General features: G+C 73.9%; 25 protein-coding genes. 8 read left to right on the forward strand and 17 right to left on the reverse strand.

The window, feature by feature from the left end:
• Positions 1 to 1,068: 1,068 nt before the first annotated feature.
• The 3 genes from OP86_RS32850 (at position 1,069) to OP86_RS09325 (ending at position 3,066) form a co-directional block, all read left to right on the forward strand.
• Positions 1,069 to 1,743 carry an ABC transporter ATP-binding protein gene (locus OP86_RS32850; RefSeq protein WP_425337752.1) on the forward strand — a complete coding sequence of 225 codons (675 nt, stop codon included), beginning with the start codon at positions 1,069 to 1,071 and terminating at the stop codon, positions 1,741 to 1,743.
• The gene (locus OP86_RS09320) at positions 1,743 to 2,411 is read left to right on the forward strand and encodes an ABC transporter ATP-binding protein (protein WP_030055160.1); all 669 of its coding nucleotides are present in this window, start codon (positions 1,743 to 1,745) and stop codon (positions 2,409 to 2,411) included. The genes OP86_RS32850 and OP86_RS09320 overlap by 1 nt, the downstream gene beginning before the upstream one ends.
• Before the next feature lie 193 nt (positions 2,412 to 2,604).
• Complete coding sequence (locus OP86_RS09325) at positions 2,605 to 3,066, forward strand: hypothetical protein (protein WP_030055159.1); 462 nt, start codon at positions 2,605 to 2,607, stop codon at positions 3,064 to 3,066.
• Positions 3,067 to 3,368: 302 nt separating this feature from the next.
• Here the strand turns inward: OP86_RS09325 and OP86_RS09330 are convergent, their stop codons facing one another.
• The gene (locus tag OP86_RS09330; protein ID WP_030057263.1) at positions 3,369 to 4,148 is read right to left on the reverse strand and encodes a GNAT family N-acetyltransferase; all 780 of its coding nucleotides are present in this window, start codon (positions 4,146 to 4,148) and stop codon (positions 3,369 to 3,371) included.
• 153 nt (positions 4,149 to 4,301) lie between these two features.
• Complete coding sequence (locus tag OP86_RS09335) at positions 4,302 to 4,694, reverse strand: MerR family transcriptional regulator (protein ID WP_030057262.1); 393 nt, start codon at positions 4,692 to 4,694, stop codon at positions 4,302 to 4,304.
• A gap of 68 nt (positions 4,695 to 4,762) precedes the next feature.
• Here OP86_RS09335 and OP86_RS09340 point away from each other — a divergent pair, with 68 nt between their 5' ends.
• Positions 4,763 to 5,656, forward strand: a complete 894-nt coding sequence (locus tag OP86_RS09340; protein WP_030057261.1) for an imine reductase family protein — start codon at positions 4,763 to 4,765, stop codon at positions 5,654 to 5,656.
• Positions 5,657 to 5,779: 123 nt separating this feature from the next.
• On the opposite strand, the gene OP86_RS09345 is transcribed toward OP86_RS09340, so the two are convergent.
• The 3 genes from OP86_RS09345 to OP86_RS09355 form a co-directional block, all read right to left on the reverse strand.
• Positions 5,780 to 6,358, reverse strand: a complete 579-nt coding sequence (locus OP86_RS09345) for a 3'-5' exonuclease (protein WP_030057260.1) — start codon at positions 6,356 to 6,358, stop codon at positions 5,780 to 5,782.
• A 67-nt stretch (positions 6,359 to 6,425) separates the two neighbouring features.
• Positions 6,426 to 7,217, reverse strand: coding sequence for an SDR family NAD(P)-dependent oxidoreductase (locus tag OP86_RS09350; protein ID WP_051829891.1), 792 nt, complete (start codon positions 7,215 to 7,217; stop codon positions 6,426 to 6,428).
• A 219-nt stretch (positions 7,218 to 7,436) separates the two neighbouring features.
• Complete coding sequence (locus tag OP86_RS09355) at positions 7,437 to 8,363, reverse strand: NADP-dependent oxidoreductase (RefSeq protein WP_030254652.1); 927 nt, start codon at positions 8,361 to 8,363, stop codon at positions 7,437 to 7,439.
• A 148-nt stretch (positions 8,364 to 8,511) separates the two neighbouring features.
• Here OP86_RS09355 and OP86_RS38710 point away from each other — a divergent pair, with 148 nt between their 5' ends.
• Positions 8,512 to 9,996: a helix-turn-helix transcriptional regulator gene (locus tag OP86_RS38710; RefSeq protein ID WP_078588349.1), complete on the forward strand. Its 1,485-nt coding sequence runs from the start codon at positions 8,512 to 8,514 to the stop codon at positions 9,994 to 9,996.
• A 24-nt stretch (positions 9,997 to 10,020) separates the two neighbouring features.
• Here the strand turns inward: OP86_RS38710 and OP86_RS09365 are convergent, their stop codons facing one another.
• Entirely contained in the window at positions 10,021 to 10,740 is a 720-nt protein-coding gene (locus OP86_RS09365) for an SDR family oxidoreductase (protein WP_030057256.1), read from the reverse strand.
• A 96-nt stretch (positions 10,741 to 10,836) separates the two neighbouring features.
• Between OP86_RS09365 and OP86_RS09370 the strand changes: the two genes are divergently transcribed.
• Together OP86_RS09370 and OP86_RS09375 are read left to right on the forward strand one after the other, a co-directional pair.
• Positions 10,837 to 11,430 (forward strand): TetR/AcrR family transcriptional regulator, encoded by a 594-nt coding sequence (locus tag OP86_RS09370; RefSeq protein ID WP_030057255.1) that lies wholly within the window; start codon positions 10,837 to 10,839, stop codon positions 11,428 to 11,430.
• Positions 11,431 to 11,454: 24 nt separating this feature from the next.
• A complete protein-coding gene (locus OP86_RS09375) occupies positions 11,455 to 11,892 on the forward strand; it encodes a protein-tyrosine phosphatase family protein (RefSeq protein ID WP_030057254.1) in 438 nt (145 codons plus the stop codon).
• A gap of 103 nt (positions 11,893 to 11,995) precedes the next feature.
• Here OP86_RS09375 and OP86_RS09380 read toward each other — a convergent pair whose 3' ends face one another.
• Positions 11,996 to 12,358, reverse strand: coding sequence for a hypothetical protein (locus tag OP86_RS09380; protein ID WP_030057253.1), 363 nt, complete (start codon positions 12,356 to 12,358; stop codon positions 11,996 to 11,998).
• Between the two features lie 62 nt (positions 12,359 to 12,420).
• Positions 12,421 to 13,299, reverse strand: a complete 879-nt coding sequence (locus tag OP86_RS09385) for an NmrA/HSCARG family protein (protein ID WP_030057252.1) — start codon at positions 13,297 to 13,299, stop codon at positions 12,421 to 12,423.
• A 68-nt stretch (positions 13,300 to 13,367) separates the two neighbouring features.
• On the opposite strand from OP86_RS09385, the gene OP86_RS09390 reads away from it, so the two are divergent.
• Positions 13,368 to 13,847, forward strand: a complete 480-nt coding sequence (locus tag OP86_RS09390; RefSeq protein WP_030057251.1) for a MarR family winged helix-turn-helix transcriptional regulator — start codon at positions 13,368 to 13,370, stop codon at positions 13,845 to 13,847.
• Positions 13,848 to 13,871: 24 nt separating this feature from the next.
• Here OP86_RS09390 and OP86_RS09395 read toward each other — a convergent pair whose 3' ends face one another.
• The 9 genes from OP86_RS09395 to OP86_RS09435 form a co-directional block, all read right to left on the reverse strand.
• Positions 13,872 to 14,879: an urease accessory protein UreD gene (locus tag OP86_RS09395; protein ID WP_418952572.1), complete on the reverse strand. Its 1,008-nt coding sequence runs from the start codon at positions 14,877 to 14,879 to the stop codon at positions 13,872 to 13,874.
• Positions 14,876 to 15,496 carry an urease accessory protein UreG gene (gene ureG, locus OP86_RS09400; protein WP_030057249.1) on the reverse strand — a complete coding sequence of 207 codons (621 nt, stop codon included), beginning with the start codon at positions 15,494 to 15,496 and terminating at the stop codon, positions 14,876 to 14,878. The genes OP86_RS09395 and ureG overlap by 4 nt, the downstream gene beginning before the upstream one ends.
• Before the next feature lie 34 nt (positions 15,497 to 15,530).
• The gene (locus tag OP86_RS09405) at positions 15,531 to 16,292 is read right to left on the reverse strand and encodes an urease accessory protein UreF (protein WP_418952573.1); all 762 of its coding nucleotides are present in this window, start codon (positions 16,290 to 16,292) and stop codon (positions 15,531 to 15,533) included.
• Positions 16,289 to 18,013, reverse strand: coding sequence for an urease subunit alpha (gene ureC / locus OP86_RS09410; protein WP_030057247.1), 1,725 nt, complete (start codon positions 18,011 to 18,013; stop codon positions 16,289 to 16,291). Before ureC ends, OP86_RS09405 begins: the two co-directional genes overlap by 4 nt.
• A complete protein-coding gene (locus OP86_RS09415; RefSeq protein ID WP_078588350.1) occupies positions 18,013 to 18,450 on the reverse strand; it encodes an urease subunit beta in 438 nt (145 codons plus the stop codon). Before OP86_RS09415 ends, ureC begins: the two co-directional genes overlap by 1 nt.
• Before the next feature lie 23 nt (positions 18,451 to 18,473).
• Positions 18,474 to 19,403: a sirohydrochlorin chelatase gene (locus OP86_RS09420; protein ID WP_157849705.1), complete on the reverse strand. Its 930-nt coding sequence runs from the start codon at positions 19,401 to 19,403 to the stop codon at positions 18,474 to 18,476.
• 3 nt (positions 19,404 to 19,406) lie between these two features.
• Complete coding sequence (locus tag OP86_RS09425) at positions 19,407 to 19,712, reverse strand: urease subunit gamma (protein ID WP_030057243.1); 306 nt, start codon at positions 19,710 to 19,712, stop codon at positions 19,407 to 19,409.
• A 57-nt stretch (positions 19,713 to 19,769) separates the two neighbouring features.
• The gene (locus tag OP86_RS38715) at positions 19,770 to 20,054 is read right to left on the reverse strand and encodes an urea transporter (protein ID WP_030057242.1); all 285 of its coding nucleotides are present in this window, start codon (positions 20,052 to 20,054) and stop codon (positions 19,770 to 19,772) included.
• A 454-nt stretch (positions 20,055 to 20,508) separates the two neighbouring features.
• Positions 20,509 to 21,267 (reverse strand): alpha/beta fold hydrolase, encoded by a 759-nt coding sequence (locus tag OP86_RS09435; RefSeq protein WP_030057241.1) that lies wholly within the window; start codon positions 21,265 to 21,267, stop codon positions 20,509 to 20,511.
• Between the last annotated feature and the right edge of the window lie 204 nt (positions 21,268 to 21,471).

Below are 21,471 nucleotides of genomic sequence, written 5' to 3' on the forward strand. Positions count from 1 at the left end.
ACCCCAGCCCTGCCACCCTCCCGCCTCACCCCAGCGGGCCGCCGCATCCGCGATGCCATCACAGCCCGGGAGGGCCGGCCATGAGCGACGCTCATGCCCTGTTCGAGTGGCTGTCACGGCAGCCCGATCCCACCGGATGCGGGCCGGCCCGGGCCGGGGCGGAGGCTGCCATGAGCAACCCTTATCCCCCATCCGAGTGGGCCCCTGCCGCGGCGCCATGCCAGCAGGTACGGGCAGGCCGCCCAAGCCACCGGGCAACCCGTCATGAACGCCACTCATCACCCAACCGAGTGGGCCCCGCGGCAGCGCGATCCTGCCCGGATGCGGGCCACCCCCGGCCGGGACGAGGTCGCCATAAGCACCGCTCATCACCCGAGCGGGCCCCACGGCAACGCAACGGTGCCGGATACCAGCGAGCCCCGGGGAGACGGAGCCACCCATGAGCACCACTCATCACCCATCCGAGTGGCCCCCCTCAGCGCCAACAGGCCAGCAGGTACGGGCAGGCGGCCCGAGCCACCAGGCAATCGCCCTGAGCCGCACTCATCACCCGAGCGCGCCTCGCGACAACGGCCGGTTCCCAGCCACCCGCGGCCCCTCGGCGAGACGGGATCGTCATGAGCAGCGCTCATCACCCGACCGGGTGGGCCGCCGCCGCAACCGGACGGTCCCGGGGCCGGCGGCGGGCTGGACAGCAGAGAGGGGAACAGCCATGAGCACCGCTCATCCCGCCGCCCCGGCAGGGCGCCGTACTCCAACCGGGCGGGCTGCGGGCGACAGCGCGGGGGCAGGGGAGGCGGCCATGAGCATCACACATGTCACCGGGCGCGCCGGCGGGACGAAGCGGCCCGTCGGAGCCCCGGATACGGGAGGCGATCGCGGCGCGGAACGGTCGGCCATGAGCAACACTCATCGCGTATGCCGCCTCACCGGCCCTCCTGGCATCGGAGTCGCCCCGGTGCGCCGAACTGCCCTCAAGACACCGGGCGGGCAGTCATGAGCGACGCTCATGGCGCCGCGCGCCTGACCGCTCGGGGTGTCGTTCGACGCTACGGGGGGATCGAGGCGGTGGCCGGGGTGGATCTGGTGGCCTTGCCGGGGCGGATCACCGCGTTGATCGGGCCGAACGGGGCGGGCAAGAGCACGCTGTTCGACTGCCTGGCCGGCACCGTCCGGCCCGATGCGGGGCGGGTGCTGCTCGGCGGGCGGGATGTCACCCGGCTGCCCGCGCATCGGCGGGTGCGGCTCGGGTTGGCGCGGACCTTCCAGCAGATCGCCGTCTTCCCGACCCTCTCGGTGGCCGACAACGTCCGGGTGGGTGCCGAGCAGCAGAGCAGGCGGGCCGGGCGGTCCGACGCCCGGGCCGTGGCCGAGCGGACTGCCCGGGCGTTGCGGCTGTTCGGGCTGCAGGCTGTCGCCGCCGAGCCGGCCGGGGCGCAGCCCTCCGGCGTACTGCGGTTGGTGGAGTTGGCGCGGGCGTTGGCGGGTGGGCCCAGGGTGCTGCTGCTGGACGAGCCGGCGGCGGGGCTCGACGCCGCGCAGACGGCCCGTCTGGTGTCGGTGCTGCGGGGGCTCGCCGAGCGCGGAATGGCGTTGCTGCTGGTCGAGCACGACGCCGAGTTGGTCGCCGAACTCGCCGACTCCGTCTACGCGATGGCCGAGGGCCGGATGGTCGCGGGCGGTCCGACCTCGGCCGTCCTCGCCGACCCCCGTGTCTCCCGGGCCTGGGGAGGGGTGAGCTGATGCCCGTCGAAGCCGCGCTGCGCGCCGCCCGGGTCCGGTACGGCCCGTTGGAGGCGCTGCACGGGGTCGACCTGGCCTTCCCCTCGGCCGCCGTCACCGTCCTGCTCGGCCGCAACGGCGCCGGGCGGACGAGCGCGTTGCACGCCCTCGCCGGGGTCGTCCCGCTGTCGGGCGGCCGGGCGATCTGGCGGGGCCGGGACATCGGCGGGCTGTCGGTGCACCAGCGCGTACGGCGGGGGCTGGCCCTGGTGCCCGCAGAGCGCGGGGTGTTCGGGTCGCTGACCGTCGCCGAGAACCTGAGCCTGGGCGGCCCGGGGAGGGACGAGGCGCTCGAACTGTTCCCCGAGTTGACCGCCCTGCTGAATCGCCGGGCGGGCACCCTCTCCGGCGGCCAGCAGCAACTGGTCGCCGTCGGGCGGGCCTTGGCGGCCGGGCCCACCCTCCTCCTGCTCGACGAGCCCGAACGCGGCCTGGCCCCCGCCGTCGCCGCCCGGCTGCACGCCAATCTGCTGGCCGGCGCCACCGGCGGCCGTACGGTCGTGGTCGCGGCCCAGTCGCTGCCCCGCACCCTCGCCGGGGCGGCGGTGGTGCACGTGCTGCACCGGGGCGAGGTGGTCTTCTCGGGCGAGCCGGGGGAGGTGGCCGACCGGCCGACCGCGTCAGCGTGACCCGACTGGGAGGAAAGCTCCTGGCATCCGCCCGACTACGGTCCCGTTGCTTCCAGTTGACCCTTTCCTTCCGTTCCGGTCGCTACGATGGCCGCACCCGTGCCGACCGCACATGTCGACCGCACCTGTCGATCGCTCATGTCGATCGCTCATGTCGATTCCAGTCGGCACAGCTGGGCAGGGGGAACGAACCGTGAGCCACATCCACGCCCGGGCGAACCAGCGCTCCCCCTGGTGGCTCCGGGCAGGCGGCCCGCTGCTGCTCGGGTGCCTGGGGTGGGTGTGCAGTGTGCCGACGCTCGCCGCGGACGACTCCATCCACGGGCTCGTGAGCCGTTGCCACGACAGCCCCGGCGCCCCGGCCCATGTGCTGCCGCTCGCCTGGGCGGGGCTGGTGCTGGGTGTCGGCGCGGTGGTGTGGGGCGGCTGGCAACTCGTCACCGCCGTCCGGCGCAGGACGTTCCGGCTCGGCCTCGGGCACGCTCTGGTGTGCGTACTGCTGCCGGTGGCGGCGATCGGCGTGCCACTCCAGTACGCCCTCGCACAGACCGCCGCGCACGACACCGGGGCGCAGCGAAGCACCTGCTTCGGGCTGGGCGGGACCACGGGCGCGACCGATCCTGCCACCGTCCGGGTGGCACGGCTCCGGACCTGATCGCCGCCGCCCGGGAGCACGCGCGAACGCAAGCCCGCGCGCAAGCCCGAGCCCGAGCCCGAACGCGAGCCCAAGCCCGAGCCCGAGCCCGAGGAGGGCGAACGCGACGGCAGCCACGCGAGGGCGGCGGAGACGGATGCGGATCACGGTGCGGCTCCCTTCCCGGGGGCCCTGACGACCCCCGTTCGCAAGTGCCTCAACCCTGACCCCGCCACCCCACCCCGCGCATGTACCGAACGGCACAACCCTGAGCAGTAAGCGCCGTGTCCTCCCCTGCCGATCGGCAGGGGAGGACACGGGTGTCACGCCAGGCCGCGCACGTACGGCGTCGTGGTGCTCACCCAGGCGAAGCCGAGCCGCTGGAGGATGGGGCGGCTCTGGTCGCTCGCGTCGACCTGCAGGTACCGGTAGCCGAGGTCGGCGGCGAGGCGGGCCCGGTGGGCGACGAGGGCGCGGTAGATGCCCCGGCCGCGCCACTCGGGTGCGGTGCCGCCGCCCCAGAGGCCGGCGAATCCGGTGCCCGGGTTCAGTTCCATCCGGGCCCCGGAGATCGGGCGGTCGCCGGCCATCGCGACGACCATGCTGAGCGTGTCGGTGCCGTGCCGGAGGTGGTCGAGGATCCGCTCGCGCAGGCGGGGCGCCTCCGTGCCGAAGGCCTGCTCGTGGGCCTGCACCAGCAGGTCCACGCCGGCCGGGTCGGTCACCGGCTGCAGCCGGACGCCCTCGGGCAGGACCACGTCGGTGGGCAGGTCCTCGATCCGGGCGATCATCAGGGCCTCGACCGGTTCGGGCGTGAACCCGGCCGCCAGCAGCCGCTTCCCGAGGTCGGCGGGACGGTCGTGGGAGTACGCCTTCCACTCGAACTCCAGGCCCAGAGCGGCGAAGTGCCGCACCTGCGCCGCGATCGCCGCGTCCGCCCCGGCCTCGTCCAGGCCGGACCACACCACGCCGTTCCAGGAGTCCTCCGAACCCACCTGCCGCACCACCGCACCGTCCCGCTCGACGCGGACGCCGGGGCCGTCCGGCTGCGCGTTGCGCCGGATCCGGTCGTCGAACAGGGCGAGCACTTCGTCATGATCCATCCGCTCACTCCAGCACGGCGCGGGAACGAGCGCCATCGACTTTCCGTCCGGCCGCCTCCGGTGCACCCGACGACCGGTCCCGAGGCCGGACCCCCGACCAGACCCCGGCCGGTCGGACAGCGGGTCCGGCGGCCAGCCGGACTAGCGACCAGACTAGCGGCCGGACGGCCGGCCAGCGCGGATCACCTCGCTCGGCGCCTCCGCGCCCATGATGGCGTCCAACACGTCGCGCGCGGCCGCGAGTTCGTCGATCCGCCGGGTGATCCGGGCGCGTTCCACGGCCAGGCCGGCACGCAGTTCCGGGCAGGTCGGGCCGGGCCGGCGGTGCCCCGGGGACGGCAGGCCGGGGAGGATCTCGGCGATGGCGGCGCTGTTGAGACCGGCCGCGAGGAGGGTGCGGATGCCGTGGACGGCGTCCACGTCCCGCTCGCCGTACTCGCGGTAGCCGCTGGGGCGGCGCTCGGGGGTGAGCAGGCCCTGTTCCTCGTAGTAGCGCAGGGCACGGGGGGTGACCCCGGTCCGCCGGGCGAGTTCTCCGATCCGCATCGCGGGCACCTCCTGGGTGGGCCTCCGCCTTGACTCTGCCGCCGGCGTGAAGGTCTAGCGTAACCGCCATGCCGAACCGACGATCTTCCTCAACCGGCCCTTCCCGTAACGCCGTTGCCGTGCTGGGCCTGGGCCCGATGGGCCGGGCGCTGGCCGGGGCGCTGCTGGCGGCCGGCCATCCGGTCACCGTCTGGAACCGCACGCCGGGCCGGGACGCCGAACCGCTCGCCCTCGGGGCACGGTCGGCCGGGAGCGCCGCCGCGGCGGTGGCGGACGCGCCGCTCGTCCTGCTCTGCGTCCGCGACCACGCCGCCGCCCGGGCCGTGCTGGACACCGCCGGGCCCGCCCTGACCGGCCGCACCGTCGTCAACGCCACCTCGATCGGCCCGGACGACGCGCGCGCGAACGCCGCCGACGCCCAAGCCCTCGGCGTCCGCCTCCTCGACGCCGCGATCCTCACCCCCACCCCGACCATCGGCCGCCCGGAGGGCACCGTCCTGCTCAGCGGCGATCCCGAGGCCTTCGCCGCGCACGCCGGGACGCTCCGGGCCCTGGGCACCGTACGCCACGTGGGCGCGGACCCGGGCCGGGCGGCGGCCTTCGACGCGGCCCTGCTCGATCTGTTCTGGACCACCGTGCACGGCTGGGTCCACGCCCTGGCCCTCGCCCGCGCAGAGGGCATCGGCGGCGCCGAACTCGCGCCGTACGCCCAGGGGTTGTCGCGCCTGCTGCCCCCGCTGATCGAGGACTTCGCCCGCCGCGCGGACGACCGTCACCACCCGGGCGACCGCAGCAGCGTGGCCTCCGCCGCAGCCGGGCTGGCGCACGTCACACACACCGCCCGGGCCCGCGGCCTGGACACCTCCGTCCTGGACGCCGCGCTCGCCCTCACCCGGCGGGCGGTCACGGCCGGTCACGGCCCGGACGGGGTGTCCTCCCTGGTCGAACTGCTCTCCGCCTGAGGCCGGACGGCGCGAGTCCCCACCGCCGAAACCGAGTCCCAACCGTCGAAACCGAGCCAACCGTCGAAGCCGAGTCCCAACCGTCGAAACGACGGCAGGGGCCGCCGCGGGAGCGACACCGCCTCACGAGTTCCGGTCGGCCGGCCAGTCCCCCCGCCCGGCCAGGTCCAGCACCAGGGCGGCGATGTTCCAGGAGTCGTCGTCGCCCCGGTGGTGGCGGCCTTCCAGGGGGAGGCCGGCCACGGTCAGCGCCTCGGCCATGCCGGGGCGTCGGCGCAGGCCGTAGGAGGCGGTGAAGGCGATCTTCGCGTTGGTGTGGCGGTCGCCGAAGGGGTATTCCGTGTTGGTGTGACGGCACTGGCGGGTGAACTGGTTGCGGTCGTAGTCGCCCCAACTGGCCCACGGGATCGAGCCCGTACGGTGGTGGGCCGCCAGTTCCCGGCAGGCCTCGCCGAAGGGGAGGCCGCCGTCCACCTCGGCCTGTGTCAGCCCCGTCAGCTCCGTGCAGAAGGGGCTCACCTTCGACCGGGCCGGGCGCACCAGCAGCCGGTGCTTGGCGAGGCGTTCACCCGCGCGCAGATCGACGACGGTGAGTCCGATCTCGATGATCTCGCTGACCTGCCCGGGTGGCAGCTGCCCCTCCCAGCAGGTCGCTTCGACATCGATCACGTTCAGCAGGTGCGGGTGCGGGTCGACGGCCATGGGGAGTGAGTGTAGGAACGTCCACGGCCCCGGGTCATCCGGATTTTCTTCGTCCGCTCCTGCGGGGCTACTGCGCCAAGTAGCCGCCGTCGACCGGCAGTACGGCGCCGGTGATGAAGGAGGCGTCGTCGGAGGCGAGGAAGAGGACGGCGGCGGCGACCTCGGCCGGGGCGCCGAGGCGGCCCATCGGGTGGAGCTTCTCGATCGCCGCGAGGTATTCGGGGCCGCCGGGTTCGTCGCTGAGGCGGGCGACCCGCTCGGTGGTGATGGTGCCGGGGGCGACGGCGTTGACCCGGATGCCGCGGTCGGCCCATTCCACGGCGAGGTGTTTGGTGAGGCCGGAGGCGACGAACTTGGCGGGCCCGTAGACGGCCTGGCCGCGCTGGCCGGCCTCGCCGGAGATGGAGGAGAGGCAGACGATCGAGCCGCCGGGCCGTTCCTGGGCGGTCATCGCCTGGATCGCGTACTTGCAGGTCAAGAACATGCCGCGGCCGTCCACGGCCATCACGTGGTCCCAGTCCTCGGCCGTGGCCTCGGTGACCTCCATCAGCGGGAGCACCCCGGCGTTGGCCACCAGGACGTCCAGCCGCCCGTGCCGTTCGGCGGCGGCATCGATCATCCGGCGGGCGTCCGCGTCGTCGGCCACGTCGCCGACCACCGTGCTGACGGCGCCCGGGAAACGGTCGGCCAGGCGGCTCAGCCCGTCGGCGTCGATGTCGGTGGCGACCACCGACGCGCCCTCGCGGACGAAGCGCTCGGCGACGGCCCGTCCGATGCCGCTGGCCGCGCCCGTCACCACGCAGGAACGGCCTGCCAGTCGACCGGTCGCCGGAGTTCCCGCCGCGTTCGTCGTCACCATGGGCGCGACTCTACCGACCGGGCGGGCGGAGGTCGGGCTTCCGCCGACAACCCGCGGTCGGCGCGTCGGCGGGGTGGGGCGTGCCCGGGGGACGGTCCGGCCGGGAGGACAACGGCCGTACGGGCCAAGGCGGTTGCGGCGCCCCGGTCGCAGAAGCGGCCGGGGCGCGCCCGTACGGTGCCCGGTGTGCCCGCCGCCGCGGAGACGGCGGACGCGCCGTCAGACGGTGAGGACGACCTTGCCGCGCAGGTGCCCGCCCTCACTGATCCGCTGCCCCTCGGCCGCCTCCGCCAGCGGCAGCACCCGGTGCAGCGGCAGCCGCAGGGTGCCGGCCTCGTGCAGGGCGAGCGCGGTGGCGTAGGCGCGCTGGTGGTAGGACGCGCCCTCGGTGCCGCCGGTGAAGCGGATGCCGTACTGCTCCGCGCCCACGAAGTCGGCGATGGTCAGGACCCGGTCCGCGCCGCCCGTCAGCTCGACCGACAGCGGCAGCACCCCGCCCTGCCCGACCGCGTCCAGGGCCCGGTCCACCCCGTCCGGGGCGACCGCGCGCACCCGCTCGGCCAGGCCGTCGCCGTACGCCACCGGGATCGCGCCGAGCGCGCGCAGGTGGTCGTGGTTGGCCTCGCTCGCGGTGCCGATCACGGTGATCCCGCGCGCCCGGGCGAACTGCAGCAGCACGGTGCCGACCCCGCCCGCCGCGCCGTGCACCAGCAGGGTCTCGCCCGGCTGCACGCCGAGGACGTCGAGGGCCCGTTCGGCGGTCTCGGCCGCCACCGGGAGCGCCGCGGCCTCCTCCCAGCCGAGCGAGGCGGGCTTGCGGCTCAGCTGCCCGGCGGGCACCAGCACCTGCTCGGCGTACGCGCCGCCCATCACGGCGCCGAACACCTCGTCGCCGGGGGCGAGACCGCTCACGTCCTCGCCGACGGCCTCCACCACGCCGGCCAGCTCGTAGCCGGGCACGGCAGGGAAGGCCACCGGGAACATGTCGACCATCGCGCCGCTGCGCACCTTGTGGTCGAGCGGGTTGACGCCCACCGCGCGGACCGCCACCCGCACCTGGCCGGGCCCGGGGGCGGGCAGCTCGATGTCGATCGGGCGCAGCACGTCCGCGTCGCCGTACTCGTTGAAGGCCATCGCCTTGGTCATGGAAGCTCCTTGGGATTGCGTGGAGTTGGCACCTCCGACGGTTTCCATCCTGGTCCGGGGCCACGGTCAGGGCCCCTGGGCTTTCGGCCGGTTCGACCTGTCCGAACGGCCAGGCAGTGCCGGGCCCGACCGGACTAGACTCGACGGAATGGACGGTGCGGACGGCGTGACTGGGACGAGCAACGCGGGCAACGCGGGCAACGCGGGCAACGCGAATGGCGCAAAGAGCACGACCAGCGCGAGCGGCGCGAACGGACGGTGGCAGGAGGCCTGGGCCCGCCCCGAGGACGCCCTGGCGCGGGCCGTGGAGGTGCTGCGCGCACCGCGGCCGGACATCCTGCCCCGCCTCTCCCGCACCCTCGCCACCCTCGTGCCGCACGTGGCGGTCGCCCAGCTCAGCGGCGTCTGCACCTACTCCCCCACGCACGCCCACGGCCTGCCCGAGCTGGCCGACGGCATCAGCGGCCTGGAGCTGTCCCGGTTGGCCGAGCGCGCCACCGCGACCATCGCGACCGGCCGCCCCTGGCAGGGCGAGGCCGATCTCGCGGGCCGCACCCGGCCGGTGGTGGTCGTCTCGGCCGCATCGGGCGGCGCCACACCGACCGACGACGCCGCGCCGACCAGCGACGTACCGACCAGCTCCGTCAACGGAGCCGTCCTCGTCCTCGTCCGGGCGGACGCCACCCCCGTGGCCCCGGGGGCGCTCGCCGTGCTGCAGCAGCTGTGGGAGCTGGTCGTCGCCCACTCCGACCACCGCGCCACCGACGCCGCACCCAAGCACGCGGCCGCGTCCCGCGCCTCCGCCAACGCCCGCGCCCGGGCGATCGCCGAGTTCACCGGCACGCACAGCGCCGCGCTCAGCGCGATCCTGGCGCCGCTGCGCTCGGCCGACCTGGACGACGCGACCGCGCGCCGCAGCGCCACCGAGCTGGCCGTCACCGCCCTGCTCGACCTGCGCCAGGGCGCCGACCTGGACCGTACGCTCAGCGAGGAGCCCGCCGGGGCCGCGTTCGCCCGGCTCGCCCGGGAGCTGCGCCCGCTGCTGCGGCACACCCGGGTCCGGCTGGACTCGGCGCCGCCCGCCGAGGCCACCCGCTCCGTCCCGGCCGACGCCGCGCACACCGCCCGCGATGCCGTCCGGGCGGCGGTCCTGCTGATGCTGGAGCAGGAGAAGCCGACCCGCCTGCACGTGAGTTGGCAGTTCACCCCGGAGGACGCCCTGCGGGCGGTGGTCCGCGGTGACGGCCTCGGCGTGCTGGCCGTCGACGCCCTCGCCGTCCACCGCACCACGGACCGCATCGCCGCCCTCGGCGGCCGCTGCACCGTCGAGGCCGTCCCCGGTTGGGGCACCACGGTGACGGTCGACCTGCCGCTCAGCCTCCCCGAGCCGTCCCTCGCCACCGACCCGCTGGACGGCCTCCAGCCACGGGAGTCGGAGGTCCTCGACCAGCTCGCCCAGGGCCGCCGCAACCGCGACATCGCCGCGGCGCTGCACATCAGCGAGTCGACGGTGAAGTTCCACGTCGCCAACATCCTGGCGAAGCTGGGCGTGGCCTCACGCGGCGAGGCCGCGGCCCTGGCCCACCGTGCCGGGATGCCGGCCGGCACGGTCGGGCTGCACGTGGCGCCCTGAGCCCCGCCGACACCCGGACGGAGTTCAGCCCAAGGTGACCAGCCGGGCCCCGCCGTCCGCCTCGATGACGGTGCCGGTGAGGTTGCGGTTGGTCGCCGCCAGCACCACCACGTCCGCGATGTCCTCGGCGGTGGCGACCCGCCGGGCGGGCAGCTGCTCGGCGGCCTGGGCGAAGTAGGCCTTCCGCGCCTCCGCGGGCAGCCCGTTCCACCAGGGCGTGTCGACCAGCCCCGGGGAGACGCCGTTGACCCGGATCGGCGCCAGCTCCGCCGCGAGCGGCTTGACCAGGGCTTCGACGGCGCCGTTGATCGCCGCGATGCCGGCCGTGCCGGGGATGCCGGAGCGGGCGGTGGTCGCACCGAGCAGGGTTATCGACCCGGTGGGCGCGAGGTGCGGCAGGGCGGCCTGGACGGTGGTGAGGTGCCCCCAGAACTTGGCGTCGAAGGCGCGGCGCAGCATGGTGAGGTCCAGGTCGGCGATCGGGCCGGGCCCCTCGCTGCCGGCGAGCGTGACGACCAGCCAGTCGATCCGCCCGATCGACTCGATCACCCCGGTGATCTGTGCCCGGTCGCCGCCGTCGGCCCGGTGGCCGGTCAGCTCCGGGTCGGTGCCGGCGACGGCAGCCAGCTTCTCCGGGTCGCGGCCGACGACGTGGACGTCGGCGCCGAGGCCGTGCAGCCGACGCGCGGTGGCCAGCCCGATGCCGGAGGTCCCGCCGACGACCAGTGCGGTGTGCTTGCTCACGAACTCTCATCTCCCCGATGGAAAAACTCCCGGCCCGACGCCGGAGTCAATTTCAAACCGTGACGTCTCGTCTCGAATTGCGGTAGCGTGGCAAGCGTGACCGAGCAACGAGAAGATCTCCCCCGCCCCGGCCGCAAGCGCAGCGAGGAGAGCCGGCTGGCGATCCTGACCGCCGCCTTCCAACTCCTCGGCGAGGTCGGCTACGCCGCCCTCACGATCGAGGGCATCGCGACCCGCTCGGGCACCGGGAAGCAGACCATCTACCGCTGGTGGCCCGCCAAGGCCGACGTCCTGATGGACGCGTTGGCCACCAAGGCCGACCTGTACGTGGCGGTGCCCGACACCGGCAGCCACCCGGCCGACCTACGCGAGTTCCTGCGCGCCAGCATGGTGCTGGGCCGCCGCCCCGAGGTCGCCGCCGGACTGCGCGCGCTCATGGCGGAGGCGCAGATCGACCCCGCGTTCGGCGAGCGGTTCCGCGCGTCCTTCCTGCAGCCGCGCCGCGACGCGCTCGGCGCCCTGCTCGACCGGGCCCGGCTGCGCGGCGAACTCCCGCCCGGCCTGTCCGTCGGCACCGGCATCGACCTGGTGTTCGGCGTCGTCTGGTACCGGCTGCTGGCCACCGGGCAGGAGTTCGACGACCTGCTCGTCGAGGAGCTGGTCGGCGTGCTGACCTACGGTGGCAACTGACGACGTCCATCGGAGAGGGGCGACATGACCGACCGGCCGACCACCTGGGATCCCGAGACCCCCGGCCTCCTGCGGCTGCCCTCCGGCCGCCTCCTGCGCGGCCGCGGCCTGATCCGTCCGCTGCCGCCCGGACCCCGACCCGCCTTCGGCCTCTACCTGTTGGGCCGGCCGCCGAGGGACATCGAGTGGGAGCACCGCTGGCTGCGCTGGCCCGATTTCCGGCTGCCGAGCGACCGCGCGGACGCGGCCGACGCCTTCCGCGAGGCCTGGCAGCGCGCCGCGACCGAACGCGTCGAACTCGCCTGCGCGGGCGGGCGCGGACGTACGGGCACGGCGCTCGCCTGCATCGCCGTCCTGGACGGCGTCCCGGCCGCGGAGGCGGTCGCCTACGTACGGGAGCACTACAGCCGGCACGCCGTCGAGACGCCGTGGCAACGGAAGTTCGTCGAGCGGCTGGCCTAGGCGGCCGAACGGGCCGCCCGGTATCCGGTCGGCCCCGGCGGACGGACCCGGCCTGTACGGTGCTCCTGCGCGCGCCCGTTCGGGCCTCGCTCTGCCCGGGGGTTCACTCCTCCGGGAGGAGGGTGAAGTCGGCCGGTTCGCCGTCCATGGTGAAGCGCTGCGGTGCGCCCGGCACCTCGGGGTGCCAGCCGGCGGCGAGGCCGGCGCGGATCAGGGCCGCGGTCAAGGCGGGCGTGACCGGGGCGAGTTGGAAGACCTCGGCGATGCGGTCGGCGGGGGCGGTCAGCAGGATGCCGTGGTTGAGCCAGGGGTCGTCGAAGCAGCGGGCGACCTCCAGCGGGCGGCCCGAGCGGCCGCCGGTGTCAAGCCAGGCGCGCACCACCACGTGCGAGGCGTCACGGGGACGGATGATCCACCGGTAGTCGCGGCCGTCGACGTGGATCCTGCGCGGTGTCCTCGGGGCCATCCCGCCACCGTACGCCCCCGACCGACGGGCACCCCGACCGACAAGGCCCGGACGGGCACGCCTCAGATGTCCCAGCTGCGGCCGGCCGCCCAGCACTCCAACGACTGCCACGCGATGTCCGGGTGGGCGGCATGCAGGGCGTCGGTGTCGATGTCAAGGCCGGGGGCCTGGAAGTAGCGGAACATCGCGGCCAGGTCTTCCGAGTACCCGGCGGCGACGGAGAGCGGCACCTCCTCGAAGCGGATGTCGCGTCCGCTCGCCGCGCCGATGGCGGCGGCGATCTGCTCGCCGGTGCGCCACTGCGAGGCGATGTCGATGCGCCGGCCGGTGTAGGCCTCGGGGTGGGCGAGGACGTGGGCGGCGAAGGCGCCGATGGTGTCGGCGGCGATCACCGGGAGGGGGACTCCGGGGGGCATGGGGAGGTGGAAGACGCCGTCCCGGAGCGATCGGAGCGTCCAGCCGTTGGCGTAGTTCTCCATGAACGCGGCCGGGCCGAGGACGGTCCAGGGCAGGCCGAGGGTGGCCAGGTGCCGCTCGATGCGGCGCTTGCTCTCGAAGTGGGGGATGCCGGTCGGGCGGTCGGCATTGGCGGCGGAGGCGAGGACGACGTGCCGGACGCTGCCGCTCGCGCGGGCGGCGTCGAGCAGGGTGGTGCCCTGGTGGACCTCGGTGCCCGGGTCGCTGCCGAACGGGGTGGACATCGCGAACAGTGCGCCGGTGCCGTCCAGCGCCGCCGCCAGCGAGGCGGGCTCGTCGAAGTCGGCGCGGACCACTTCTGCGCCGAGTGCGGCGAGTGCGGCGGCGGCCGGGGAGCCGGTGTCGCGGGTGAGGGCGCGGACCGGGCGGCCGGCGCGCAGCAGGGCGCGGGCGGTGGCGCCGCCCTGGGCGCCGGTGGCACCGGTGACGGCGACGGGAAGCGAAGGCTCGAATATCTGCGCCATGCAGACAACATAGAGAGAAATGCCTGCGTAGCGCAACTATTAATCGAGGTGCCCGCTACCCTTCCCCCATGACGACCCGCGATGCCCTGATGGCGCAGCTGTGGCCGGTCTCGCGCCGCTACCTGGCCTCCTACGTGCTGTTCAACCAGGCCGTCGCCGACCACCTCGGCATGCACCCGACCGACGTGCAGTGCCTCAACCTGCTCACCCTGGAGGACGGCCCGGTCACCACCGGCCGGATCGCCGAACTCACCGGACTCACCAGCGGCTCCGCCACCCGGCTGGTCGACCGCCTGGAGAAGGCCGGGCTGGTCGCCCGCCAGCGGGACGACGCGGACCGCCGCCGGGTCCTGGTCGCCGTCCTCCCCGAGGCGCTGGAGCGCTTCGGGGAGGTGTGGCGCAGCCTCGGCGCCGACTGGGCGGCGGTCCTCGACGAGGACAGCGAGGCCGAACTGGCCTTCCTGCTACGGCACATGAACCGCACGGTGGAGCTCAGCCACCGCCAGATCGCCCGCCTGGCGGGCGAGGACTCCCAGCGCCTGCCCTAGGCCTGCCCCAGGTGTTCCGATCGGCTACGTCTTGCGCAGCTCCGGTGCCGGGACGCCGATCAGCAGCCGCCGCACCGCGTCCCAGGCCGCGCGGAGGGCGGCCGCGCACGCGCGGGTGTCGGAGCCGAGCAGGCGCAGCCAGGCGCCGCTGTCCTGCGGGAGCACGCTGACGCCGTGGAGCAGGCCGCGGTCGGCCAGGGCCTCGTGCAGCGCGTCCGCGATCCGGGCGGCCGGGGCGAGCGGGCTGAGGACGTACAGGCTGGACATCACGTCGTGTCCGGCGAGCACGGCCGGCCCGGTGACTCCGCCGCCGGTGACTCCGCCGCCGCCGGCCCCGCCGCCACGGCCGGAGGGCTCCAGCCGCACGGTGTCGACCGCCACCAACTCGCCGTCCGGGCGCCGCACTTCGAGGTCCGAGGCGAACACCCGGTAGGCATTGCGCTCGCCGCGGGCCAGGCGGCCGGCCAGCACCGTCTCACCGGCCAGGACGGTCGCGCCCGGGTCGACGGTCAGGACGGTGCGCTGGTAGAGCCGGGAGTCCACGAAGGGGATCACCGGCTCGGGCAGGTACTCGACGTAGGCGCCGGGGCCGGCCTCCAGGTGGAGGAGCTGCGTCGCGTAGTCGAATTCCATCCGGTAGACCTTGGTGGCCGCCTGGGTGGTGAGGTGGACGGCCGTGTCGGCGCCGCAGCGCACGTCCGTCCGCAGCCGGTCGGCCTGCAGGATGCCGCCGCCGGTGGACATCAGGAAGGTGACGGCGAGGTCGGGGCGGGCCGGGTCGTAGTACAGCGGGCGCATGATCTGCAGCGGCGACTTCTGGTAGTGGCCGGTGAGTTCGGTGCGCCCGCCGATGTTCTCGAAGGCCAGCTCCAGCAGCCCGACCTTGCCGGGGCGCCCGACCCCGAGGGTGTCGGGCGTCCCGGCGTGCCGGCGGACCTCGTACGGGACGCGGGCCGGTTCGTAGTGCCGGGGGTCGAGCCGGGGTACTGCCGCCGGTGCGACGCCCTCCACCGCCTCGGGGGAGGCCGTCACGCCGGCACCTTCCGGAAGGTCTCCAGGAAGGCGGCGATCTCCTCCAGCCCCTCCCCCGTCAGGCAGTTGGTGAGCACCACCGGCCCGCCCTCGCGCACCCGGCGGGCGTCGGACTCCATGATGCCGAGGTCGGCGCGGACGTACTGGGCGATGTCGATCTTGTTGATGACCAGCAGGTCGGACTCGGTGATGCCCGGGCCGCGCTTGCGGGGCATCTTCTCGCCCTCGGCGGTGTCGAGGACGAACAGGAACAGGTCCACCAGCACCGGGCTGAAGGTCAGCGTGAGGTTGTCGCCGCCGGACTCGTACAGCAGGGTGTCGACGTCCGGGAAGCGCTCCAGCATCTCGGCGCCGGCCGCGAGGTTCATCGTCGGGTCGTCGCGGACGGCGGTGTGCGGGCAGGCGCCGGTCTCCACGCCGACCACCCGCTCCGGGTCGAGCACCCCGGCGAGGGTGCGGCGCACGTGCTCGGCGTCCTCCTGGGTGTAGATGTCGTTGGTGATGACGGCGGGGCGGTGGCCGCCCGCGATCAGCACCGGGACGAGCGCCTCGATCAGCGCCGTCTTGCCGGAGCCGACCGGCCCGCCGATGCCCACGCGGAGCACGTTCTCGGTCATGGGGTGTCCTCCACTCATGGGGTCTTCGGGGTCTTCAGGTCGCGAACAGCCGGGCCTCGGCCCGCTCGTGCCGTCCGGACATCGCGTCCGCGACCGGCACGCAGCCGCCGAGGTCCGCCAAGTCCCGTTCCAGTGCTGCCGCGACGACCTCCCGGATCACCGGTGCGGCCGCTCGCAGCACCACCTGTGCCCGGCGGTGGTCGGTGAGCCGCAGCCGCAGCGCGGCGCCGACGAAGCTCGTGCAGAACGCGAACAGGTCGCTGGTGACGGCCTGTTCGACGGGCACGGCGGCCGAGGCGTACGCCACCCCGGCGGCCACCGCCTGGCAGCCGGGGGCGCGCTTGTCCGCGACCAGCTCCGCGTACCGTTCCAGCGGCTCGCCGCCCACCGACTCCCGGGCGATGTCCAGGAGTTGGCGTCCGGTCCGGGTGGCGGCCAGCCGCAGCTCGCGGTTGAGCCTGGTGGCGTGCAGCCGACGGTCGGTCTCGGCCAGCAGCTCCCAGTCGCCCGCCGTGGCGGCCCGGTGGGCGAGGACGAGTGCGGTGGCGTCGGAGGGGCCGACGCCGTGCCGCAGCAGGTCGGTGAGCAGCGCGGGCATCGTGTCGGCGGTGACGGCCTTGGCCTGGGCGTAGCCCTCCAGGCCGTGCGAGAGGGTGTAGAAGCCGCTGGGGAAGGCGGAGTCGGTCAGTTGGAGGCAGACCAGCAGGGCGTCCAACCCGGAATCGGCGGCGGTATCGGCGGCATCGGCGGCGGTGGCGGTGTCGGCCGCCGTACCCGCCGCGGTGTCGGTGATCACGCGAGGTAGAACAGGTGGTTGAGCGGCAGTTCGCGGGCCGGCTCGATGGTGGCGGGCTCGCCGTCCAGGGTGACCTTGTACGTCTCCGGGTCGACCGCGATCTTCGGCAGCGCGTCGTTGCGCACCATGTGCTGCTTGCCGATCGAGCGGCACCGCCGCACCGGCAGTACCCGGCTCTCCAGCCCGAGTTCGGCCGGGACGCCGAGGTCCACCGCGGCCTGGGACATGAAGGAGACCCGGGTGGCCTGCCGGGCCCGCCCGTACGCGCCGAACATCGGCCGGTAGTACACCGGTTGCGGGGTGGGCAGCGAGGCGTTCGGGTCGCCCATCAGCGCCCAGTTGATCACCCCGCCCTTGATCACCATCTTGGGCTTGGCGGCGAAGGAGTTGATCGGCCAGAGCACGATGTCGGCGAGCTTGCCGGGCTCCAGCGAGCCGATGTGGTCGGCGGTGCCGGAGGCGACGGCCGGGTTGATGGTGAGCTTGGCGAGGTAGCGCAGCACCCGGAAGTTGTCGTGGCGCTCGCTGTCGCCGGCCAGTTTGCCGCGCTGGTCCTTGCAGTGGTGGGCGGTCTGGAAGGCGCGGGTGAAGGTCTCCCCGATCCGGCCCATCGCCTGCGAGTCGGAGGAGAAGATCGAGATGACGCCCTCGTCGTGCAGCACGGTCTCGGCGGCGATGGTCTCGGCGCGCACCCGGGAGTCGGCGAAGGAGACGTCCTCGGGGATGTCGTGGCTGAGGTGGTGGCAGACCATCACCATGTCGAGCAGCTCGTCCACCGAGTTGACGGTGTAGGGCAGGGTCGGATTGGTGGAGGAGGGCAGGACGTTGGGCTCGCCGGCGATCCGCATGATGTCGGGGGCGTGGCCGCCGCCCGCGCCCTCGGTGTGGAAGGTGTGGATGGTGCGGCCGTCGATCGCGGACAGGGTGTCCTCGAAGTAGCCGGACTCGTTGAGGGTGTCCGTGTGGATGGCCACCTGGACGTCGTACTCGTCGGCGACGTTCAGTGCGCTGTCGATCGCGGCCGGGGTGCTGCCCCAGTCCTCGTGCACCTTGAGGCCGCACACGCCCGCCTCGACCTGCTCGCGCAGGGCGCCGGGCAGCGCGCCGTTGCCCTTGCCGAGCAGGCCGACGTTGACCGGCAGGTCCTCGACCGCCTGGTACATCCGGTGGATGTTCCACGGGCCGGGGGTGCAGGTGGTGCCGTTGGTGCCGTCGGAGGGCCCGGTGCCGCCGCCGATCAGGGTGGTGATGCCGTTGCTGAGCGCCTCCTGCACCTGCTGCGGGGCGATGAAGTGGATGTGGGTGTCGACACCGCCGGCGGTGGCGATCAGGTGCTCGCCGGAGATCACGTCGGTGCCGGGGCCGATGACCAGCTTCGGGTGCACGCCGCTCTGGGTGTGCGGGTTGCCGGCCTTGCCGACGGCGGTGATGAAGCCGTCCTTGACGCCGATGTCGCCCTTGACGACGCCGAGTACCGCGTCCATGACGACCACGTTGGTGATGACCAGGTCGAGCGCGCCCTGGACGGAGGTGGCGGCCGGGTCCTGGGCCATGCCGTCGCGGATGCCCTTGCCGCCGCCGTAGACGGCCTCGTCCCCGTAGTGGCCCTGGTTGAAGTCCTGCTCGACCTCGACCACCAGGTTGGTGTCGGCGAGGTGGAAGCGGTCGCCGACGGTCGGGCCGAACAGGTCGGTGTACTGCTTGCGGGAGAGGATGGCCATCAGCGGTCGCCTTCCGGGTGGATCTCCGTGCGGAAGTCCCGGGGCCGGTCTTCCTTGTGGTCGAGGTTGGTGCCCTTGAAGCCGCGGGCGATGGCCCGTTCGACGGCCCGGGCGCGGGTGTCGGGCGCGGTGATGCCGCCGTCCACCAGGTTGCTGAAGCCGACCAGGCGGCGGTGGCCGCCGAACTCGGCGAGCGTGACGTCCTTGGTGTCGCCGGGCTCGAAGCGGACGGCGGTGCCGGCCGGGATGTCCAGGTGCTTGCCGAAGGCGGCGTTGCGGTCGAAGTCGAGGGCGCGGTTGGCCTCGAAGAAGTGGTAGTGGGAACCGACCTGGATCGCCCGGTCGCCGGTGTTGCTGACCGTGACGGTGGCCTTGGCGCGGCCGGCGTTGATCTCCACCGGGTCGTCGCCGTACAGGTATGCGGCGCCACCAGACATGGCTGGCCTTCCTCTCTGCCGGTTCAGTGGGGGGTGTGTGCGTGGGGGTGTCTGTGCGAGTCCTCGGGCAAGTCCGCGTGCGGGTGCGGGTGGTGGTCTCCGCCCGGCCCGTGGCTGTGCGCGTAGCCGTGCCCGTGCTCGGCGTCGAGGCCGGCCCGGATGCCGTCCTCCCCGTGCCCGAGCAGGTGCAGCGCCGCCGCCACCCGGGCGGCGACCACTCCGGCGATCGCGGACGGCCGCAGCAGCGGGCCGCCGTCCCGTACGCCGGGCAGTGCGGTGCGCAGTGCCGGACCGAAGGAGGCCGGGACGGCCGTCACCTGCGGGGCGCCGAGCAGGCGGCAGCGTTCGGCGCCCTCGGCCGGGTCGGGGTCGCCGCCCTCGAAGGCCACCTCCACCCAGCGGTGCCGCCCGTACTGGCGGGCCAGTCGGGCGATCCGGAACAGCTCGGCGTCCTCGAAGGGGCCGGCCGCCGGTGCGGTGACCAGTACCGCGCCGTCAGGGGCGGCGGCGGCAGCGGCGCGCAGCCAGCCGATGAGGTGTTCGGCGGCGCCGAAGGGCGCGGTCAGGGCGAGCCGGCCCCGGCCTTCCCCGGCGGCCAGCCAGCGCAGCGCCCGGGCGGTGTCGGCCACCAGCTCGGGGTCGCGGCCGAGCGTCATGGGGACGACGCACACCGGCCCGTCGCCCGCGGCCAGCGCGGACCGTACGGCCTCGACGAGCTGTCGGCCCGCCGGGGCGGCGGCGCGCACGGCGAACGCGGCGGGCCCGGCGGGCGCGGCAGGCCCGGCGGGCGTGGCAGGCCCGGCGGGCGTGGTGGCCCCGCCGGCCCGCAGGCTCGGGTCGGCCGTGACCAGCGCCGCCAGGTCCCGTGCGCCGTCGCTCTCGTGCCCGCCGGCCAGCACCACGGTGGCAGTGGCCGTTCCCGTGGCCGCGACACCGCCCTGAGGTCGTGCCATGGCTCAGGCACCCACCGGGTCGTGACAGGAGACCAGCTTGGTGCCGTCCAGGAACGCGGCTTCGACCTGGAGCAGCGGCAGCATCTCGCGCACGCCCGGCATGACGTCCGCGTTGCGGACGACCTGCTTGCCGATCTCCATGCACTCGGCGACGGTGCGACCGTCCCGGGCGCCCTCCATGATCGCCTCGCTGATCAGCGCGCAGGCTTCACTGTAGTTCAGCTTGACGCCGCGGTCGCGGCGCTTGCGGGCCAGATCGGCCACGACGTAGATGTACAGCTTGTCCATCTCACGCGGCGAGAGATTCACGGGAATCACTCTTCCTTTCCGAGTATCCGATGAAATGCAAGGAAATTTGACGGACAATCAGATCCGACGCAGGCGGGGAACGGCCGGTACCGCCGCCAGGAACAGCATCGTGGTCAGAACGAACGGCCAGGTGAAGGCGTGGCCGCCGAAGGGCGCGGAGACCGCCGCGAGCGCCGGGGTCAGGACGGTTGCGGCGGTGGAGACTGTGCTGCCGAGCAGACCGTAGAGGCCGTACCGCGGGCCGGCGGCGAACAGTGCGGCCGCGAAGAGGAGTCCGCACACGACGGACGGCATGAAATCGACCTGTGCGACGCTGCGCAGGACTTCGGCGACCAACGTCACGGATCTCGGATGAACGGCTGCCGCGCCGTTCCCCTCGTCGTTTCCCTGACCCATGCCTCGCACCAATTTCCGGTACGGCCGGGGTACTGGGAAGCAGCCCCCGGCGATTCCTTCGGAACCGTACCGCTGCGGATTGCGGAGGTGAACGGGCACGGCGGGTTACGCAAAGTCGACGAAGGGTCACCGACATGCCCCTGAGCTGCAACATCCTGTTGAGTCAGGTGCCCGTCAAGTTCGTTGAATTGAGAAATTCTTTGCGAAGTTTTACTGACATATGACGACACCCGGAATCCGCCCATGTCGAGGAATCCGGCGCAAAGTCGCCACCATCCGGCAATTCGGACAGCTCGATCTCGGCTGCGACAGCGGCAAGGCACTGAGAAAACAGACGGGGAGTGGGAAGTCGGCCCGGCCGACTTCCCACTCCCTGAAAACTGGCCCGAAAGGGCGCCCGCTAGCCGGCTGCCGCGGCCTCCCGCAGGAACTCCAGCACCAGCGCGGTCGTCTCCTCCGGCCGCTCCAGGCTCGGCAGGTGGCCGGCCCACGGCAGTTCGAGGTGCCGGGCGTTCGGGAGGAGCGCGGGGAGCTCGGCGGCGATCTCGCGGAAGTCCGGCACGTCGTGCGCACCGCCGACGGCCAGGGTGGGAGCCGCGACCAGGGAGAGGTCGACGTCCTCCCGGTCCGGGCCGACGGTCGCCTCCGCCTGCACGTCGAACGCGTGCCGCTGCATCTGCCGGACGCTCGCCCGGGTCGCGTCGTCCGCCTCCGGCCCCAGCCAGGTCTCGACGTTCAGGTCCACGGCCGCCGCGATGTCCCCGGCCTCGATCAGCGCGTCCTCGCGCGCCCCGAAGGCGCGCAGCGTGTCACTGGGCTGGTGGCCGGGCCTGCCCGGGCAGAGCAGGGCCAGCGCGGTGACGGCCTCCGGCCGCAGCGCGGCCACCGTCAGCGCGATCCGCCCGCCGTGGGAGGAGCCGACCAGCGCCGCGGACTCGATGCCCAGGTGGTCGAGCAGCGCCAGCACGTCCCCGGCGTCGCTGTACGGCGCGTCCGCGAGCGGCGAGTCGCCGAACCCCCGGAAGTCACACCGGACGGCCCGGTACCCGGCGTCCACCAGCCGCTGCCACTGCGCGTCCCACATCCGCCGGTCGCACACCGCGGAGTGCAGCAGCACCACGGTGGGCCCGCTGCCTGATACGTCATGAGAAAGAATCATCCGGACGATCGTACTGATCTTCACCACCGGTCCCCAAGCCGTTTTCTCCGTGGCCGCACCGCCTCCGCCTGCCACGCTCACCGGTCCCCGCTGGTCCCCCACCGGTCCCCATCGCCCCCCACCGATCCTCGCCGCTCCCGCCGCCCGTAGCACCGGGTGAGCGGGGTCCGGGGCCGGAGTAAGCGCTTCCGGTCGCGGACGGGC

Origin of the sequence: Streptomyces novaecaesareae (genome assembly GCF_000716875.1) — a bacterium.
GTDB lineage: Bacteria > Actinomycetota > Actinomycetes > Streptomycetales > Streptomycetaceae > Kitasatospora > Kitasatospora novaecaesareae.

Coding starts and splice junctions, on each gene's coding strand:
- OP86_RS09380 (WP_030057253.1), bottom strand. CDS start 12,358: ATGGCCCCGAGGACACCGCGCAGGATCCACGTCGACGGCCGCGACTAC.
- OP86_RS09420 (WP_157849705.1), bottom strand. CDS start 19,403: ATGGCACGACCTCAGGGCGGTGTCGCGGCCACGGGAACGGCCACTGCC.
- OP86_RS09435 (WP_030057241.1), bottom strand. CDS start 21,267: ATGATTCTTTCTCATGACGTATCAGGCAGCGGGCCCACCGTGGTGCTG.
- OP86_RS09340 (WP_030057261.1), top strand. CDS start 4,763: ATGCCGAACCGACGATCTTCCTCAACCGGCCCTTCCCGTAACGCCGTT.
- OP86_RS09335 (WP_030057262.1), bottom strand. CDS start 4,694: ATGCGGATCGGAGAACTCGCCCGGCGGACCGGGGTCACCCCCCGTGCC.
- OP86_RS09390 (WP_030057251.1), top strand. CDS start 13,368: ATGACGACCCGCGATGCCCTGATGGCGCAGCTGTGGCCGGTCTCGCGC.
- ureC (WP_030057247.1), bottom strand. CDS start 18,013: ATGGCCATCCTCTCCCGCAAGCAGTACACCGACCTGTTCGGCCCGACC.
- OP86_RS09350 (WP_051829891.1), bottom strand. CDS start 7,217: ATGGTGACGACGAACGCGGCGGGAACTCCGGCGACCGGTCGACTGGCA.
- OP86_RS09320 (WP_030055160.1), top strand. CDS start 1,743: ATGCCCGTCGAAGCCGCGCTGCGCGCCGCCCGGGTCCGGTACGGCCCG.
- OP86_RS38710 (WP_078588349.1), top strand. CDS start 8,512: ATGGACGGTGCGGACGGCGTGACTGGGACGAGCAACGCGGGCAACGCG.
- ureG (WP_030057249.1), bottom strand. CDS start 15,496: ATGACCGAGAACGTGCTCCGCGTGGGCATCGGCGGGCCGGTCGGCTCC.
- OP86_RS09415 (WP_078588350.1), bottom strand. CDS start 18,450: ATGTCTGGTGGCGCCGCATACCTGTACGGCGACGACCCGGTGGAGATC.
- OP86_RS09355 (WP_030254652.1), bottom strand. CDS start 8,363: ATGACCAAGGCGATGGCCTTCAACGAGTACGGCGACGCGGACGTGCTG.
- OP86_RS09345 (WP_030057260.1), bottom strand. CDS start 6,358: ATGGCCGTCGACCCGCACCCGCACCTGCTGAACGTGATCGATGTCGAA.
- OP86_RS09385 (WP_030057252.1), bottom strand. CDS start 13,299: ATGGCGCAGATATTCGAGCCTTCGCTTCCCGTCGCCGTCACCGGTGCC.
- OP86_RS09330 (WP_030057263.1), bottom strand. CDS start 4,148: ATGGATCATGACGAAGTGCTCGCCCTGTTCGACGACCGGATCCGGCGC.
- OP86_RS09375 (WP_030057254.1), top strand. CDS start 11,455: ATGACCGACCGGCCGACCACCTGGGATCCCGAGACCCCCGGCCTCCTG.